The organism is Myxococcus sp. AM009 (assembly GCF_013372605.1).
In the GTDB taxonomy this organism is placed as follows: Bacteria; Myxococcota; Myxococcia; order Myxococcales; family Myxococcaceae; genus Myxococcus; species Myxococcus vastator.
Genome location: NZ_JABXEP010000060.1, coordinates 18,633 through 36,156, shown reverse-complemented (window position 1 = coordinate 36,156; position 17,524 = coordinate 18,633). Strand labels below are relative to the sequence as shown.

The following is a 17,524-nucleotide window of genomic DNA, read 5'->3' as shown; positions in this document are numbered from 1 at the left end:
TGCTGGGATAGCGCTCAAGCCGCGGACGCGAGCTGCTTCACCAGCAGCCGCACCAGCTCCACGGGCTGGATGGGCTTGGGCAGCAGCTCCGCGCCGTAGCGGATGGCCACGGACACGAGGTCATCCAGGTCCTCGTGTCCGGTGAGGAAGATGAACGGCACCCGGCAGTCCTTCAGCTCACGCATCACAGTGAGCACGTCGGAGCCGTTCATGTCCGGCATGTTGTAGTCGCAGAGGATGGCGGAGACGCTGGACAGGTCCAGGTTGAACGCCTCGGCGGGTGACTGCACCGTCACGACCCCGTAGCCCGCGCTCTGGAGGATGTCCCGCACCACCGAGAGCACGAAGGCGTCGTCGTCAATCACCAGCACGTTCTGCATCGGGGCCATCTCCGCGAGCGGTTCCGCTCATCCTACCTGAGCATGTCCCGGGAGCTTGTCACGTCACACATGTCTCACGGCACGGGGCGGGACGGACCCGGGGAGGGGATGAGCACCAGGTCCTCCTGCGGTGGGATGAGGTACTCCGCGCCCGTCTCGGTGACGACGGCCATCTCCTCCACGGCGATGATGCGCTGGGCGCCCTCGCCGCCGTCCGGCCACGCGAAGAACCCGTCGAAGGCGAAGACCTGCCCGGGCCGGACGATTCGCGCCGCCTGGCCCGCCGCGGGCTTGCCCTGCTGCGCGCCGGAGAGCGCCGGGCCCACGTCATGCGCCCAGTAGCCCACCGGGTGCCCCGTTCCCCACATCACGGGCGCGGAGCCGGCTTCACGCATCCAGTCGCGCTGGGCCTTGTCCACGTCCCAGCCGCGCACGCCCGGCTTCAGGGTGGCCAATGCAATGCGGCTGCCCTTCTTGCCCTTCTCCCACTTCTCCAGGGCCGCCTTGGGCGGCTGCGTCTCGCCCGGCGCCAGCACGTAGGCGAAACGCTGGATGTCCGTCACCCACATGCCGCCCACGCGGATGCCGAAGTCCGTCTGGATGAAGTCACCCGGCTGGATGACGCGCTCGGTGGCGTGGGAGTGGCCGCGCGTGGGGCCACTCTGGACGTTGGGGTTCTGGTCCGGCGCCCAGGCGTCGCCCACGCCCAGCTCCGCCATGCGCTGGCGGAGGAAGCGGGCCACGTCCACGTCGCGCGTCTTGCCCGGCACCACCGCGCGGTAGGCCTCGATTTCCAGCTGGGACGTCAGCGCGGCGGCCTTGCGGAGGATGTCCACCTCCTCGGGCAGCTTCACGGAGAGCCACTCGGAGACGAGGTCCTCGGAGGACACCAGCTTCTTGCGCAGCGCGGGCGTCAGGGCCTTCTCCAGCGCGGCGCGCTGCGTGGCGGACAGGCCATCCGCCACCGTCACCGACGTGGACGAGTTGACGGCGATGCGCTTCGGCTTCGCCGCCGCCAGCCGCGAGGCCACTTGCGCGTAGAGCTTCGTTCCGCGCGGCAGCGCCACCACCTCGTCCAGCGGCGCCACGTCGCGGAGCGCGGTGGCCTCGCCTTCGGGTGACAGGGCCACGCCGCGCACGGCCTCGCCTTGCTTGAGGAACAGGAAGGCGGCGGTGCCTCCGGCGTTCTCACAGCCGACGTGGATGGCCAGCGGGTCATTGTCGTTCTCCCGGCAGATGACCACCCACGCGTCCACGTTGGCGCGGGCCATGGCCTGGGGCAGCAGCTTCTGGATGCGCGCCTTGCGGATGCGGGGCCAGGCGTCCTGGGACGCGATGGGGTCGGCGGGCGCGGCGCTGGCGATGGGGGCGGCGAGGAGCAGGGCGAAGAGCAGGGCGTGCCGGGCGCGAGTCATGCGGGGAAGGTCCTTTGAGGAAGAGGCCCCATCATCCCCGAGCGCCCGGCGAGAAGGGACTCGCGCGGCGTGAAGTCGTGTGGCGTGCGTGCGAAGAACCGTGCGAAGCCCGCCATCCGACGGCGCCGTGCAAGCGTTGCCGCCGTGGCTCGTTTAAGGTGTGTCCATGGCCAAGCGCACGTCCCAGAAGCGTCCGTCAAAGGCGAAGAAGCCCTCCGCGTCGAGGGCAGCGGCGAAGGAGGCCGCCGCCCCGAAGAAGGCCGCCGCCCCGAAGAAGGCCGCCGCCCCGAAGAAGGCCGCCGCCCCGAAGAAGGCCGCCGCCCCGAAGAAGGCCGCCGCCCCGAAGAAGGCCGCCTCCAGGGCTCGCGCCGCGCCCCGTCGGGCCAGCGCGCCGGTGTCCGAGCCCGCGACCGCGGCGCCTCGGCCCCCCGTGCTGGAAGCCGAGCCCGTGCTGGACGCCGAGCCCACGCCGCGCCGCCCTGGCCCCAAGGCGCTCCCGTCCGGCGAGCCCGCGGGCCGCGTGCTGCCCTTCGAAATCGACCCCAAGCGCATGGAAGAAGGGCTGCGCAAGCTCCAGGGGGAGATGGTCCACTGGGCCAACAAGGGCCGCTACACGCGGGTGCGCTTCAAGTTCCGCGGCAAGCAGCTGCTCCCGGACCTGCCGCTGGCCGCCGTGGTGGCCGCGGAGGGGCTCACGTTCTACTGGGGCGGCATCCTGCGCGTGCTCGTCGCGAACGTGGTGGGCGGCAGCGTGTTCCAGGTGGAGCTCGTGAATGACGCGGAGAAGCGCGTCCAGGCGGGCAAGGAGGCCCTGCTGTCGGGCGACGTGGACCAGGCGCTGGTGCACTTCCGGGAGGCCGTGGCCATGGACCGGGACGCTCCCGCCGCGCACCTCAACGTGGGCGTGGCCTTGAAGCTCAAGGGCGACCGGGAAGGGGCCCTGGCGGCGTTCGAAAAAGCGAAGGAGAGAGACCCGGAAGGACCGGTGGGAACCGAAGCCGAGCGCCTGGCTGCTCCCTTGCGCCCGCGGGGCTGAAAAAGGCCCGCTCAAGCGTTCAAAAAAGAGTCCCATCCCGGCATCCCGCCGTTCGGGGCGAAAGCCCCTTGTTTCCCCTGTTGACGCTGGGAAATCCAGGGGTTACGAACGCTCACCCACTGGACGGCGGCCCCCATTCGCGGGCCCCTCCGCAGACTTCCAGAGCTCATGGCTGACGACACGACCGACAAGCCGGCATCGCCCTCCGCGCCTCCTCCCCCGGACAGCGCTGGAGAGCTCATTCCCGTCAACATCGAAGACGAGATGCGCCGTTCGTATCTCGACTACTCCATGTCCGTCATCGTGGGGCGCGCGCTGCCCGACGTGCGTGACGGACTCAAGCCCGTGCATCGCCGCGTGCTGTTCGCGATGAATGACCTGGGCAACCTCCACAACCGGGCCTACAAGAAGTCCGCCCGCGTGGTGGGTGACGTCATCGGTAAGTACCACCCGCACGGTGACTCGTCGGTGTACGACGCCATGGTGCGCCTGGCGCAGGAGTGGAGCCTCCGCTACCTGCTGGTGGACGGCCAGGGCAACTTCGGCTCGGTGGACGGCGACTCGCCCGCGGCCATGCGCTACACGGAAGTGCGCATGGAGCGGCTGGCGGAGGACCTGCTGGCGGACATCGACAAGGAGACGGTGGACTTCGGTCCCAACTACGACGACTCGCTGGAAGAGCCGCTCGTCCTCCCGTCGAAGTTCCCCAACCTCCTGGTCAACGGCAGCAGCGGCATCGCGGTGGGCATGACCACCAACATCCCGCCGCACAACATGACCGAGGTCATCACCGGCACGCTGCACCTCATCGACAACCCGGGCTGCACGGTCCGTGACTTGATGGAGTTCATCACCGGTCCGGACTTCCCCACCGGCGCCATCATCACCGGGCGCGAGGGCATCGTCCGCGCCTACGAGACGGGCCGCGGTCAGGTCACCATCCGGGCGCGCTCGGACGTCGAGACCTCCAAGAAGGGGGACCGCGAGGCCCTCATCTTCACGGAGATTCCGTACCAGGTGAACAAGGCGCGGCTCATCGAGAAGATCGCCGAGCTGGTGCGCGAGAAGAAGCTGGAGGGCATCAGCGACATCCGCGACGAGAGCGACCGCCAGGGCATGCGCATCGTCATCGAGCTCAAGCGCGATGCGATTGCGCAGGTGGTGCTCAACAACCTGTACGCGATGACGTCGCTGGAGACGACCTTCGGCGCGGTGATGCTGGCCATCGACGGGGGCCAGCCGCGCACGCTCAACCTGAAGGAGATGCTGGACCGGTTCATCGCGCACCGCCGCGACGTGGTGACGCGCCGCACGCGCTACGAGCTGCGCAAGGCGCTGGCGCGCATGCACATCGTCGAAGGTCTGCTCGTCGCGCAGGACCTCATCGACCTGGTGGTCAGCCTCATCCGCGCGTCCAAGGACCCGGACGAGGCGCGCTGGGGCCTGATGCACATCCTGTCGCCCGCGCTGTACGAGCACGAGCGCTTCGCGACCCTCCAGCGCATCGACTACGCGCAGGCGAAGGCGCAGATGGAGCTGCTCGTCTCCCGCGCGCGCAACGAGGAGCCCAGCTACGGGGGCCTGGCGCACAAGTACGAGGGCGCGGGCTTCAGCGAGGGCCAGGCGCAGAACATCCTGGAGATGCGGCTGCAGCGGCTCACCGGCCTGCAGCGCGAGGAGCTGTTCCGCGAGCTGATTGGCCTGGTGCGCGACATCGCGCGGCTGCGGGACATCCTGGCCAACGAGAGCAGCCTGCTCGGCGTCATCAAGACGGAGCTCGTGGAGATTCGCGAGCGCTACGGCGACAAGCGCCGCACGGAAATCACCGGCGCCGTGGATGAGATGACCCGCGAGGACCTCATCGCCGAAGAGACGATGGTCGTCACCTTGTCGCACACGGGCTACGTGAAGCGCTCGCCGCTGACCGAGTACCGGGCGCAGAAGCGCGGTGGGCGCGGGAAGACGGGCGCGGCGACGAAGGAAGACGACTTCGTCAGCAAGCTGTTCGTGGCCAGCACGCACGCGTTCCTGATGCCGATTACGACGAAGGGCAAGCTGTACTCGTTGAAGGTGCACCAGATTCCGCAGGCCAGCCGCACGTCGCGCGGCAAGGCCATGGTGAACCTGGTGCAGTTCGGCGAGGGCGAGCGGCTGGCGCAGGTGCTGGTGACGCGGGACTTCCCGGAGAACCGCTACGTCTTCTTCGTGACGAAGCGGGGCGTGGTGAAGCGCACGGACCTGAGCGCGTTCGAGAACGTCCGCTCCAGCGGCATCATCGCGCTGGGCATCGACGACGGGGACGAGCTGGTGGCGGTGATGATCACCGACGGCAGCAAGGACATCCTGCTGTCGACGGCGTCGGGCATGAGCATCCGCTTCCCGGAGACGGAGGTCCGCTCCATGGGCCGCCAGGCCTACGGCGTGAAGGGAATCACGCTGGAGGACGGCGACCAGGTGGTGGGCGCCGACATGGTGGAGACGGACACGGCCATCCTCACGGTGACGGAGAACGGCTACGGCAAGCGGACGCAGGAGACCGAGTACCGGCAGCAGGGCCGTGGCGGCAAGGGCATCATCGACATCAAGACCACCGAGCGGAACGGCAAGGTGGTGGGTCTGCTCCAGGTGAAGGAGTCGGACGAGGTGATGATTGTCACCAACGGCGGCATGCTCATCCGCATGCGGGTGAAGGAAATCTCCGTCATCGGCCGCAACACGCAGGGCGTGCGGCTGATTGCGCTGGAGAACGAGCAGGAGAAGGTCATGGCCATCTCCAAGCTGCCCGAGAGCGATGAGACGGAGGAGAACGGCGAGGCGGTGACTCCCGTGGAGAGCGTGGACGCCACGGGGGAGGCCGCGGCTCCGGTGGAGGCCATGGGTGAGACCACGGCTCCAGCGGAAGCCGCTGCCGAGCCGGCCCCGGCGCCCGAGGAGGGTGGTACCCCGGGTGACGAGGAGCCCACGCAGGGCTGAGTCGTCCGTTGAATTGCCGGAAGGCTGACTGACGGGGACGCGGCGGAAGTCGCGTCCCCGTTGTCATTCAAGGCGCATCATCCAGCAGGTTGAGCTGACCTTGCGCAACGGCGCGGTAATGCGGGACCACCTCGGCGGCCAACACGTCCCGCATTTCCTGGCGGGCACTGTCGAGGTCACCCGCGCGCTTGTGTTGATACATCCGGTGAAGTGCATTCACCATCCGGCTGGAGCCTTCGCTGATGCGACGCGAGCACTCATGGAGGAGCTCCAGGGCGCTCGTGTCCGACGCAAGTGCCGCAGTCGCCTCGGCTTGGCTGATGCCCACTTCGCGAGCCGTTCGCGCCAGGAGTCCCCGCACTTCGATGGTGAGCATCAGGGGCTCTCCATCGCGCAGCACCCGGCGAGCAAGGGCGCGAATTGGATCCCAATCGAGTTCTTCAGCCATGCGCTATTTGAGTGGCCCCTCCAGCCATCCTGTTTGCAGTCGCCATAGGCACGAATGCACGTTCGCTTCCATTCGGGGAGGGCTGCATTATGCGAGTCATCCCACTCGACGGGTGTGGTGTCCGTGGCGACTTGGACGCCGGTCATGAGCACAGCGGCCTCGGCAGCGGAAAGCCCACATGCTTCGGGCATGCCGGGGAATCGCTGGAGGCAGCACGATACGGAATCGGAGCAGGAAGCCAGTGCGTACGGTTCGCCTCGTCTCCCGGTGGAGTGCGCGCCACTGGAACATCCCAGGGCAAGGCTTACGAGCACACATCCCAAAGGCGTGGCAGTGTTCTTGATTTTCATTGAATACTGCTTAGCGCAGTTCCGCGGGAAGCCGGCTGACATCCAACTTCGGCACACCCACCTGCGTCACCGCTTGCGCGCCAAACCAGTTCGCCAGCGCGGCGCAGCGCTCAAACGGCAGCCCTCGCAGCAGCCCCAGCGTGAAGCCCGCGAGGAAGCAGTCCCCCGCGCCCGTGGCATCCACTTCCTCCACGGCCACCGTGGCCACGTCGACGCGCGCCTCCGCCGTGAGCACCGTGCAGCCCCGCGCCCCGCGCGTCACCACCAGGCACGTCCGCTGACGCACCCGCTCGATGTCCATCGCTCGGGCTTCCTCCTCGCTGGCCTTCAACACCCGGAGTCGCTCCAGCAGCCCCGCGAAGGGCGTGTCCTCCAGGCGGAGGTTGAGCACCCGTCCGTCGCCATCGAAGGCCCGAAGCAACCCCTGCGCATCCGCCAGCACATGCCGCGCCCGCTCGGAGGCGCGGAGCAGCGTCTCCGGCAGCACCTCACCCGCCACCCCGCACGCCAGCGCCACGCGCGCGTCCACGGTGATGTCCGTGGGGAGAATCGGCTCCGCCTTCGCACTGACGCGAAGGGTCCGCGCCTCCCCCTCGAAGTCCGCGATGAACTGCGTGGTGCGCGTCCCCGGAACGATGCGCGGCGGATACCGGACCGCGTCGCTGTAACGGAAGTCCTCGCCAGCCACCGCGGCCACCGCGTACTCCAGCCCCATCGCCTCCAGGACGGACGCGATGTACGCCGCCGACCCGCCGAGCGCATGTGTCTGCCGCCCGGGGCCATGTCGGAGCAGGTCGTGGCAGTAGCTCCCCACCACCAGCACATCGCGCAGGGACGCGTCACCCATGACGCGCGTTCTACTTCCGGGTGAAGTCCTTCGGCACGGGAACCCCCGCGGCCTTGTCGTCCGTCCAGGCGATGTTGAGAATCCACCAGCGCTTCCCATCGAAGACGAGCTGCAAGCTGTTGACGCCCGTGGCCATCACCGGCCCGTCCGCGGCTTCCCGCGTCTCATACGCGCTCAGCACCTGGACCAGGTCTCCATAGCCAGACACCTGCCGGCGCGTCTCCTTCTCGAAGAACCCCCGCTTGTTGAAGGCCACCGAGGCGGAGGTGGCGTAGTCCTCCGGCGTGAAGGGCGTGGCCGCGGGCCCCTTGCCGTCCTTCGGCCGGCGGATGGGAATCATCTGCGCGCCCGGGTGGAAGAGGGCGCGGAAGCGCTGCCAGTCGCGCGCCTGTCCCGCCGGGCCGCTGATGACGTCGTAGAGCGCGGCGATGAGGGCGTCGATGGAGCGCACGTCCTCCGGGCGCGGCGCGGGGGCGAGCTGGAGCGCGCTCCGGGTTCGCTCGGCGGCGTCCTTCATCGGGTTGGGCGTGGAGACGGCGGGCTTCGGGGACGCGGGCGCCTGCGCGAGGGCGGAGGGCGCGGCGAGCAGAGCGGCGGCGGCACAGGCGGCGACGAGCGGGCGCGGCATGGTGTCTCCACGGTGGCGGGAGGTGGGGGCCCGCGAGGCTACTCCGGGCCGCGAAGGAGCGCTGTCGTCACCTGCTTCGCGCTTCACCCGGCGCCCGCGCGCAATCGGTGGAAGCGGGGGAGGCCGTCCGTTAGGGTGCCGGCCCATGGTTCGACTCCTCCTGGCCTCCCTGGTCCTGACCCTGGCCTCCCCCGCGCTCGCGGCGGAGACGCTCACCATCTACTCCGGCCGCAACGAGAAGCTCGTGGGCCCGCTCCTCAAGAAGTTCACCGCGAAGACGGGCGTCGAGGTGAAGGTGCGCTACGGCGAGACGCCGCAGCTCGCCGCCACGTTGCTGGAGGAGGGCGCGAAGACGCCGGCCGACGTGTTCTTCGCGCAGGACGCGGGGGCGCTCGGCGCGCTGGCGAAGGCGGACCAGCTGCAGCCGCTGCCCAAGCAGACGCTGGACAAGGTGGATGCGCGCTTCCGCTCGCCGCAGGGCGTGTGGGTGGGCACCAGCGGCCGGGCGCGCGTGGTGGCCTACAACACGAAGAAGGTGAAGGCGGACACGCTTCCCAAGAGCATCCTCGGCTTCACGGACGCGAAGTGGAAGGGCCGCCTGGGCTGGGCGCCCACCAACGCCTCGTTCCAGGCCTTCGTCACCGCGCTGCGCCTGCTCAAGGGCGACGAGGCCGCGACGCAGTGGCTCAAGGGCATCCAGGCCAACGCGCCGCGCGTCTACAAGAACAACTCCGCCATCATCGAGGCGCTGGGGCGCGGTGAAATCGACGCGGGCTTCGTGAACCACTACTACCTGTTCTCCGCGAAGAAGAACAAACCGGACCTGCCCGTGGCCAACTACTTCGTCGCGGCGGGGGACCCGGGCGCGCTGGTGAACGTGGCGGGCGTGGCCATCCTCAAGGGCTCGAAGAACACGGACGCGGCGAAGAAGCTGGCCGCGTACCTGCTGGACACGGAGGCGCAGGCGTACTTCGCGCAGGAGACGTCCGAGTTCCCCCTGGTGCCGGGCGCGAAGCTGGCCGAAGGCCTGCCCCCGCTCGACAAGGTGGGCTCGCCCGACCTGGACCTGTCCAGGCTGGATGACCTGCGCGGCACCGTGAAGCTGCTCCAGGACACCGGCGTCCTCTGATGCGTCGTCGTGCCCCGGTGGGGTTGTGGGTGGCCGGCGTGGCCATGGCCGCGCTGGCGCTGGTGCCCGCGGTGTACCTGTGCGTGCGCGCCGTGGAGGCGGACGCGGACGCCTGGGGCCTGCTGCTGCGGGACAGGACGTGGGGCCTGCTGGGCCGCACGTTGGGGCTCGCGGCGGCGGTGACGGGCTGCGCGGCGCTGCTGTCGCTGCCGCTGGCCTGGCTCACCGCGCGCACGGACCTGCCGGGGCGCCGGCTGTGGACGGTGTTGCTGTGTGTGCCGTTGGCGGTGCCCACGTTTGTCAGCGGCTACGTGCTGCTGGCGGCGTTCGGCGTGGGCGGCGCGCTGGAAGAGCCCCTGACGCGCTGGGGCCTCCCGGTGCCGCCCGTGTATGGCTTTCCCGGAGCGCTGCTGGCGCTGACGGTGTCGACGTATCCGTACTTCTTCCTCGCGCTGCGCGCCGGGCTGCAGTCCCAGGACCCCGCATGGCTGGAGGGGGCGAGGAGCCTGGGGCTCACGCCTGCTCGGGCCTTCTTTCGCATCACCGTGCCCCTGCTGCGCCCGGCCTTCGCGTCTGGCGCGCTGCTGGTGGGCCTGTACGTCCTCTCCGACTTCGGCGCGGTGGCGCTGCTGCAGTACGACGCCTTCTCGCGCGCCATCTATGTGCAGTACGAGGGCGCGTATGACCGCAGCTACGCGGCGCTGCTCGGGCTGGCGCTGGTGTCCGTGACGGTGGGCGTGCTGGCCCTGGAGCTGTGGCTGCGCGGCCGTGCGAGCTATCACCGCAGCGCGAAGGGCGCCGCGCGGGCCTCCTCGCTCGTCCTCCTGGGCCGCTGGCGCGTGCCGGCGCTGCTCCTGTGCGGCGCGGTGGTGGCGGTGGGCGTGGGGCTGCCGGTGGGCGTGCTCGTCTACTGGGGCGTGCGGGGGCTGTCGGTGGAGTCCGGGCCGATGATGGGGCCCGCATGGAACTCGGTGAGCGCCTCCATGCTGGGCGCGGTGGCGGCGGTGGTGGGCGCGTTGCCGCTGGCCTTCCTCGCGGTGCGCTACCCGAGCCGCCTCACGGTGGCGCTGGAGCGCGTGTCCTACGCGGGCTATGCGCTGCCGCCCATCGTGCTGGCGCTGTCGCTCGTCTTCCTGGGCGTGCAGGCGGTGCCCTTCCTCTACGGCACCCTGGTCATGCTGGTGCTGGCCTACGTGGTGCGCTTCCTGCCGCAGGCGGTGGGCGTGGTGCGGGCGTCGTTGCTCCAGCTCAACCCGCACCTGCCGGAGGCCGCGGCGTCGCTGGGCCAGCCTCCGTCCGGCGTGCTGCGCCGGGTGACGGCGCCGCTGCTGCGGCCCGGGCTGCTGGCGGGCGCGGCGCTCGTCTTCCTCACGGCGATGAAGGAGCTCCCGGCCACGTTGCTGCTGGCCCCCATCGGCTTCGAGACGCTCGCCACGCGCGTCTGGGGCGCCACGGCCGAGGGCCGCTTCGCCGAGGCCGCGCTGCCGGCGCTGGTGCTGATGGCCGTCTCCACGCTGGGTGTGGGGCTGCTGGTGTCGCAAGAGGGCAGCTCGTCTCCGGGTTGAGCCAAAGCGCCCGTGCCCGCGGGAACGCGGTAGGGTGCGCCGCGCGCCATGCCTCTGCTTTCGCTCGACGACGTCACCCTTCGTTATGCCTCCAGCGGTACCGCCGCGGTGGACGGCCTGTCCCTGGCGGTGGAGCCCGGCGAGGTGCTGGCGCTGCTGGGCCCGTCGGGGTGTGGCAAGACGACGACGCTGCGGCTGGTCGCGGGCTTTGAGCGCCCCAGCAGCGGCGCCGTCACGCTGGAGGGCCGCACCCTGGCCGGCTCCGGCGCCTTCGTTCCGCCCGAGCAGCGCAGCGTGGGCATGGTGTTCCAGGACTACGCGCTCTTCCCGCACCTGTCCGTGGTGGAGAACGTGGCCTTTGGCCTCACCGCGATGCCGCGCCAGGAGGCCCGTGCTCGCGCGAGCAACATGCTGAAGCTCTTCGGCCTGGAGGGCTTCGAGTCGCGCATGCCGCACGCGCTCTCGGGTGGGCAGCAGCAGCGCGTGGCGCTGGCCCGGGCGCTGGCTCCCGGTCCCCGGGTGCTGCTGCTGGACGAGCCCTTCTCCAGCCTGGACAGCGCGCTGCGGGCCTCCACGCGGATGGAAGTGCGGCGGGCGCTGAAGTCGCTGGGGGCCACGGTGATGCTCGTCACGCATGACCAGCAGGAGGCCATGGCCTTCGCGGACCGGCTGGCGGTGATGCGGGCGGGCAAGGTGGAGCAGGTGGGCACGCCGGAGGCCGTCTATGCCACGCCGCGCACGGCCTTCGTGGCGTACTTCCTGGGCGGCACCAACCTGCTGCCGGGCGTGGGCTTTGGCAATGGCGCCCGGACGCTGCTCGGCATCCTCCCGGTGACGGGCGCACCGGCGAAGGGCAACGTGCTGCTGTCGCTGCGGCCCGAGGCGATGCGACTGGTGCCAGACGCGGATGGCGTCGCGCTGGGCGGCGCGCTGCGAGCGGAGGTCCTGACGCGCGAGTTCCAGGGCCCCGCCGCCGAGTTCACCGTGGCCTGCAACGGCCTGGAGCTCACCGTGCGCGGCGCGCCGGACCTGCCGCTGCGCGCGGGCGACCGGGCGCGGCTGGAGGTGGTGGGCCGGGCGATGGTGCTGGAGGACACTCCGGACTGAGCCCGGCTGTCCTCCGGGCGGCCGGACGACGTACGCTGGGTATGGGCTGGGGCCGCAATCACCCGGGCCCCTCGTGCGTAGAGGTAGGTATGAACATCGCAGGCCTTCGTGGAATGGGGAGCCGTTTCTTCCGGTACGTGCGCGACCCGCACGTAGCGCTCTGGCGGAAGCTCGCCGGGGTGATGGCGGTGGTCTACTTCCTGTCGCCCGTGGACGCGCTGCCGGACGTGATTCCGGTGCTCGGCTGGTTGGATGACCTGGGCGTGTTGTCCGCCGCCGCCTTCTTCATGGTGCGCGAGGTACAGCGCCACCAGGTGGCCGTCGCGGGAGAGGATGTGCCGCAGGGGACGTCCGCTCCGGTGAGCAGCAAGACGGTGTAGGTCGCCGGGCACCCCCGTGACGCGGGGTGAGAGTGCCTTGTCGGGCCCCGGGCACCCGTGGTTTGTGCGCCAGGAAGACTGCCGCACGGAGCCTGGATGTCCGGTTCGCAAGGAAGGGTCGTTCTCATCACCGGTGCCTCGTCCGGCATCGGCAAGGCGTGCGCGGAGCTGCTGAGCGCGCGTGGCCACACCGTCTACGGCACCAGCCGCCGCCCCGTGGAGGCCGCGCCGCCGGGCTACCGGATGCTGGAGCTGGACGTCACCCAGGATGACTCGGTGCAGCGGGCCGTGGAGACGGTGCTGTCGCGTGAGGGCCGCATCGACGTGGTGGTGAACAACGCGGGCCACGCGCTCGCGGGTGCCGCCGAGGACACCTCCATCGAGGAGGCGCGCGCGCAGTTGGACGTCAACTTCCTGGGCGCGCTGCGCGTGTGCAAGGCGGTGCTGCCGTCGATGCGCGAGCGGCGCTCCGGCTGCATCATCCAGGTCAGCTCCCTGGGCGGGCAGGTGGGGTTGCCCTTCCAGTCGCTCTACAGCGCCAGCAAGTTCGCCCTGGAGGGCTTCACCGAGGCGCTGCGCCAGGAGGTGGCGGAGTTCGGCATCGAGGCGACGCTGGTGCAGCCCGGAGACGTGCGGACGCGCATCACCCAGAACCGCGTGTGTGTCGCGAAGGCGGGCGCGGGCTCCGCGTACCAGGAGCGCTTCGAGGCCGTGCTGAAGGCCATCGAGTCTGGCGAACGCGAGGGACTGGCCGCCGAGGACGTGGCGAAGAAGGTGCTGGAGGTGATGGAGCGCGGTGCCCCTCGCGTGCGCTACCCGGTGGCCCAACTGGCGCAGCGGGTAGCGGTGGTGGCGAAGGCCGTGCTGCCCTCGCGCACCTTCGAGCAGATGCTCATGTCCATCTACGGCCTGCGCCGTCGCTGAGCGCGGCTAGAACCGGCCCACCATGGACACGCCCGTGCCCCCGCGCGACGTGGTGAGCGGCGCCAGCGTCACCTGAGGAGCGTCCTCCAGGTCGAAGTTCCGGGTGAGGTACGTGGTGAGGGCCAGGCCGCCCAGCACGCCAATGCCGCTGCCCAGGAGGATGGCGTCTCCCGCGTCATCGCCCGCGGTGAGGTAGACGGCGCTCGCGCCCACCATCCCGCCGAGGATGCCGCCCGCGTCGATGAGGAGCATGCGGCCCCGGGACACCGGCACGTACTTCGACAGGATGGCCATCGACAGGATGCCCGCGGCGGTGGCGCCCAGCTCGGCGGCGAAGAAGCCCCGCGTGTCATTGCTGTCCGAAGTCGCCAGGAACAGCGCCGTCACCACGCCGGCCCAGAGGCCGCCCGAGTTGGCCAGGGACACCTGCCCCGACGTGGGGCTCACCAGGTGCGCCAGCAAGACGCCCACGCCGGTGAAGCCCGCCCCGCCGAGGATGGTGGCGCCCAGCGCGTTGTCCCCCTCCAAATCAAAGGCGAGCAGCGTCGCGACGCCGAACCAGAAGCCCCACACGGTGCCGGAGTTGATGACGGCGGCCTGCCCATCCGTCACGCCGCCCCGGGTGAGCAGCCACGAACTGGCGGCGCCCGCTCCGGCGCCCAGCAGTGACACCGCGGCGTAACCCTGGCCGCTGCAATCACCGATGGCGCACAGGAGCACCCCTTGGGCCGCGCCGTGCAGCGTCTGCACCACGACGAGCGAGGCACGCGCGGCGCTGGAGCGAGGCGCTCGCCCCGCCTCGCTCGCGGCGGCGGTGGCCAGTCGACCTCCGGGCGCGAGCCGGGTCCGGGAGAGCCGGGCCAGCTCGGTGGCATGGGGGTGCCGCGGACAGGCCGCGAGCACCCGCTCGAACAGCGCCAGCGCCTTCGCGTCGTCGCCGCGCACGAGCGCGTCGAAGCCCGCCGAGTAATCCGCCTCCGAGCCGGGCGTACAGGCCTCGGGCGTGGACACCAGGGGCGGCGAGGTGACCGTCTCCGGTGCGGTGGCCTCGGGCGAGGGCAGAGCCTCCGGGGACTGAGCGGCGAGCGTGGCGAGCAGGAGGAGCGTGGCGAGCGTCATGTCGCCCGGCACTGTATGCCAGGCGCGACGGCGGCATGTGTCAGTCATGCCGCCGTCTGTTCGCGGTGCGTCAGCGCGCGGCCAGCGTGTCGACGTGCTCGCGCAGGGCCACCTCGTTGCCCAACCGGCCGTTGAGTCCGGCCAGCGGCTTCGCGGCCTGCTCGATGCGGCCTCGGGTGCGCGGGCCCGCCGCGGCCAGCCACGCCACGCCCAGCGCCAGCTCCGCCACCTGGGCATCGCCGCTCAGGCTGGCGGCCAGGGACAGCAGGGCCTCCACCGCCTTCTTCACCTGCGCGCCGTGCAGCGGGTGGCTGCTGGTGATGCCCTCGCGCAGCAGCGTCAGCAGGGCCAGCGCCGTGGCGCGTGCCTGCCGCACGGGCTCGGAGCCTTCGCCGGTGCCGTCCCAGAGCCCATTGGCGAGCTGCCGCGATAGGAGGCTCTCCGCGCCCATGTCGACGCCACCCTCGGCCGCCGGAGCCTCCGCGAGGTACGCGTCGGACTCCTCGGCCTCCGCCTCCTTCAGCGGCTCCGAGGCCGGCGCACCGTCAAAGAAGCGGGAGAGGATTCCTCCCTTGCTGCGCTTCTTCATGACGTCGGCCTTGCTCTGCTCACGCCGCTCGCTCCTCATGATCATCCAGTCCGTGCCGTCGTCGTGGGCATCGCTGGAGGGCATGGCGGGGGCGGGCGGGGCCTCGGCAAGAGGCCGTGCCCCCGTCGGCTTGGCGACGCGCGCGATGACCGGGGCCCCCGGAGGCGGCGGCATTCCGCCCCTGGTGGCCATCCGTCCGCGCCGGGGAGCGGCGCCACCGATTTCGGCCTGCTCCTTCTTCGCGCCGCCGAACATGTCCCAGCCCGCGGGTGCCTCCACGGGGATGACGCGCGTGTTGGCCTGTCCAGAGGTCCGCCGCTCGCCCTTGCGCTCCTCCACCACGACGAACGAGGTGTACCGGGTGACAATTTGGTGCGCGACGGCCAGCTCGACGATGCGCTGCTTCATGGACTCCGCGCGGCGCCCGGTGAGCTGCGCGGCCTCCCAGCCCCGGATGCGCTCGGCGGCCCACAACTTCTCCACCACCGGCCGGTCCGACACCGCGGGCAGGTCCACGCGGACGGTGAGCGAGAAGGGCTCCCGTCCCGAGCGCCCCCGCAGCGTCACCGTGCCTGTCCCGGGTGAGGCATAGCGGCCCAGCAGCGTCCAGGGCACGCCATCCACCAGGGGCGGCAGCTCGGCGGGCGCCAGCTCCACACACTCCACGCCGTCGAAGCGGACCTCCAGCTCGGTGACACGCGGCGCCAGCGCGCGGGAGAACTGCGCCACCACCTTGTCGTCGATGCGCTCGCCCGGGTGGATGAACTCCACGTCGCCGCCCGTCAGCTTCGCCATGTCCCGCAGCAGCACGTCGCTGACGTTGGTGCCGATGCCGAACGAGTACACCCGCGCCGTCTTCCGCGCCGCGAGCACCTCGCGGAGGATTTCCGACTCGTTGCCTACCTGGCCGTCCGTGAGCAGCACGATGACGCCGTCGGGGGCCGCCTGCACCGCGGCGCGCATGGGCGCGAGCAGCTCCGTGCCGCCATTCGCGTTCAGCGCGGCCACCCAGCGGTCCGCCTCTTCCAGCGTGCGCTGCGTGAAGGGCACGGGCTCGGGCTGGAATGAACGGAAGCGATTCTCGAACGCGATGACGTTGAACCGGTCCCCCTCGCGCAGGTGGCGCAGGCACAGCCGGAGCGCGGCCTGGGCCTGGGGCAGGCTCTCACCGGCCATGGAGCCAGAGACGTCCACGACGAACACCACCTCCTGCTTGGGCGGCGCGGAGGCCATGGCCAGCAGGTCCGGCACCACGGTGAGCGCGAAGGTGCCCGGGCCTCCCTCCGCCTTGCGGTGGGTGACGAGCGGCGTGAACACCGCGCTGCTGTCCGAGCTGCGCAGGCTCAACACCAGGTCGCGGTCCAGAGCCACCTCGCCGCGCGAGAAGCCGACGCGCACGCGGGTGCCCTCCTCCCGGGTGGTGGTGATGGCGTGGGATGGGCTCTCCACCACCACCTCGCGGCCCAGGTCCACGAGCAGGTCCATGCGCAGCCCGTAGCGCACGTCGCCCACGGGCGGGGTGATGCGGTCCGCGTCTGGCACCTGGGCCGTGGGCTCTTCACGGCCGTGGCCGGTGCGGTCGCCCGTGCTCGCTCCGGGGATGTAGCGAGGCGCCACCAGCGTGGGCAGCATCCAGCGCACGCTGCCTTCCTCGGCGGTGACGGCCTGGAGGAACTCCACCTCCACCACCGTCTCCTCGCCGGGCAGCAGGTTGCCCACCTGCGCGGTGAAGACGTTGCGGCGCTCCTCGTCCAGCAGCGCCGCGCCGTGGCCCGCGGTGACCGCGTCGTCGTAGGTGCGGAAGGCCTCTTCACGCTCCCGCACCACGCCTTCGATGCGCCGCCCGGCGCACGTCATGGAGAAGGCGGAGAGGGTGCCATCGGAGGGGAGGGGGAAGGTGTAGATGGCCTCCACCGGCTGGTGCTCGTCGTTGCGATAGCGCTGGCGAACGCGCACGCGCGCATGGCCGCCGAGGAGCTCGCCCGTGACTTCAACACCCTGGAGGGGGACCTGCGTGCCGTTGCGCGTGTACAGCCCAGCCTTCTCGTGGGTCATGGCTTCTCCTTTTCCTGAAACTCCGCGATGAGGGCGCGAACGCGTTCCGCGAGCGCCCGAGTCTTCGTGTCCGCTGCTTCCGAGACGTGCAGCTCCAGCCCTGGGAGCAGCGCCCAGCGCTCGTAACGTTTCAGGCCCGTGGCCGGGTCTGGTGGCGCCACCACTGCGGGCCCCGGCGCCGGCTGCGCGTACACCGGGGGCGTGGGGGTCGCGTCCGAATCGGCGAGCTGGCGCAGCTCATCGAGGCTCAGGCGCTGCAGCTCCGCCTGGATGGCATCCAGGGGCAGGAACCGCGCCTGCAGGACGCGGATGGCCTTGAGCCGCACGAGGTGCGCTTCCCCGTACACGGTGTCGGGTCCCCGGAAGGGGGGCGCGGGAAGCAGGCCGCGTTGGACGTAGTAGCGCACCGTCCGCGGCGAGACGCCCACCGCCTCGGCCAGCTCCGTCAGCTTCCATTCGCTCTGTGTCTTCGGCGTGCTCACGGTTCAGACAGTATGACTCGACACTATCGGTGTCAAGTTGCCACTGGTGAATTGACAGCAGCGGTGGCGTGGGCGGTGCGCGGAGGTGTTGCGCCCG

Annotated in this window: 15 protein-coding genes; 7 read left to right on the top strand and 8 right to left on the bottom strand. The window is 70.7% G+C overall.

The annotated features are described in order from the left end of the window. Positions 1-14: 14 nt before the first annotated feature. Together HV824_RS16865 and HV824_RS16860 are read right to left on the bottom strand one after the other, a co-directional pair. Complete coding sequence (locus HV824_RS16865; protein ID WP_176418735.1) at positions 15-380, bottom strand: response regulator; 366 nt, start codon at positions 378-380, stop codon at positions 15-17. 74 nt (positions 381-454) lie between these two features. Further along, on the bottom strand, positions 455-1,795 hold the full coding sequence (locus HV824_RS16860; protein ID WP_176423742.1) for a Xaa-Pro peptidase family protein: 1,341 nt from the start codon (positions 1,793-1,795) through the stop codon (positions 455-457). Positions 1,796-1,961: 166 nt separating this feature from the next. On the opposite strand from HV824_RS16860, the gene HV824_RS16855 reads away from it, so the two are divergent. After that, positions 1,962-2,831, top strand: coding sequence for a M48 family metallopeptidase (locus HV824_RS16855; RefSeq protein WP_176423741.1), 870 nt, complete (start codon positions 1,962-1,964; stop codon positions 2,829-2,831). 168 nt (positions 2,832-2,999) lie between these two features. Then, the gene (gene gyrA, locus HV824_RS16850; RefSeq protein ID WP_176423740.1) at positions 3,000-5,804 is read left to right on the top strand and encodes a DNA gyrase subunit A; all 2,805 of its coding nucleotides are present in this window, start codon (positions 3,000-3,002) and stop codon (positions 5,802-5,804) included. A gap of 67 nt (positions 5,805-5,871) precedes the next feature. On the opposite strand, the gene HV824_RS16845 is transcribed toward gyrA, so the two are convergent. From HV824_RS16845 to HV824_RS16835, 3 genes are all read right to left on the bottom strand, one after another. Then, positions 5,872-6,252 (bottom strand): DUSAM domain-containing protein, encoded by a 381-nt coding sequence (locus HV824_RS16845; RefSeq protein WP_176418739.1) that lies wholly within the window; start codon positions 6,250-6,252, stop codon positions 5,872-5,874. A gap of 360 nt (positions 6,253-6,612) precedes the next feature. Then, positions 6,613-7,449: a PfkB family carbohydrate kinase gene (locus tag HV824_RS16840; RefSeq protein ID WP_176423739.1), complete on the bottom strand. Its 837-nt coding sequence runs from the start codon at positions 7,447-7,449 to the stop codon at positions 6,613-6,615. 10 nt (positions 7,450-7,459) lie between these two features. Next, positions 7,460-8,077 carry a nuclear transport factor 2 family protein gene (locus tag HV824_RS16835; RefSeq protein WP_176423738.1) on the bottom strand — a complete coding sequence of 206 codons (618 nt, stop codon included), beginning with the start codon at positions 8,075-8,077 and terminating at the stop codon, positions 7,460-7,462. 145 nt (positions 8,078-8,222) lie between these two features. Between HV824_RS16835 and HV824_RS16830 the strand changes: the two genes are divergently transcribed. The 5 genes from HV824_RS16830 to HV824_RS16810 all read left to right on the top strand — a co-directional run bounded on the left by HV824_RS16830 (position 8,223) and on the right by HV824_RS16810 (position 13,182). Continuing rightward, on the top strand, positions 8,223-9,206 hold the full coding sequence (locus HV824_RS16830; RefSeq protein ID WP_176423737.1) for an iron ABC transporter substrate-binding protein: 984 nt from the start codon (positions 8,223-8,225) through the stop codon (positions 9,204-9,206). Then, positions 9,206-10,771: an iron ABC transporter permease gene (locus HV824_RS16825; protein WP_176423736.1), complete on the top strand. Its 1,566-nt coding sequence runs from the start codon at positions 9,206-9,208 to the stop codon at positions 10,769-10,771. Before HV824_RS16830 ends, HV824_RS16825 begins: the two co-directional genes overlap by 1 nt. 48 nt (positions 10,772-10,819) lie before the next feature. Further along, on the top strand, positions 10,820-11,878 hold the full coding sequence (locus HV824_RS16820) for an ABC transporter ATP-binding protein (protein WP_176423735.1): 1,059 nt from the start codon (positions 10,820-10,822) through the stop codon (positions 11,876-11,878). An 89-nt stretch (positions 11,879-11,967) separates the two neighbouring features. After that, on the top strand, positions 11,968-12,258 hold the full coding sequence (locus HV824_RS16815; RefSeq protein ID WP_255208100.1) for a YkvA family protein: 291 nt from the start codon (positions 11,968-11,970) through the stop codon (positions 12,256-12,258). Positions 12,259-12,354: 96 nt separating this feature from the next. Continuing rightward, positions 12,355-13,182 (top strand): SDR family oxidoreductase, encoded by an 828-nt coding sequence (locus HV824_RS16810; protein WP_176423734.1) that lies wholly within the window; start codon positions 12,355-12,357, stop codon positions 13,180-13,182. A 6-nt stretch (positions 13,183-13,188) separates the two neighbouring features. On the opposite strand, the gene HV824_RS16805 is transcribed toward HV824_RS16810, so the two are convergent. From HV824_RS16805 to HV824_RS16795, 3 genes are all read right to left on the bottom strand, one after another. Next, positions 13,189-14,301: a hypothetical protein gene (locus HV824_RS16805; protein ID WP_255208099.1), complete on the bottom strand. Its 1,113-nt coding sequence runs from the start codon at positions 14,299-14,301 to the stop codon at positions 13,189-13,191. Between the two features lie 70 nt (positions 14,302-14,371). Continuing rightward, positions 14,372-16,945, bottom strand: coding sequence for a VIT domain-containing protein (locus tag HV824_RS16800; RefSeq protein WP_176423732.1), 2,574 nt, complete (start codon positions 16,943-16,945; stop codon positions 14,372-14,374). Continuing rightward, complete coding sequence (locus tag HV824_RS16795; protein ID WP_176423731.1) at positions 16,942-17,427, bottom strand: MerR family transcriptional regulator; 486 nt, start codon at positions 17,425-17,427, stop codon at positions 16,942-16,944. Before HV824_RS16795 ends, HV824_RS16800 begins: the two co-directional genes overlap by 4 nt. Positions 17,428-17,524: the final 97 nt, after the last annotated feature.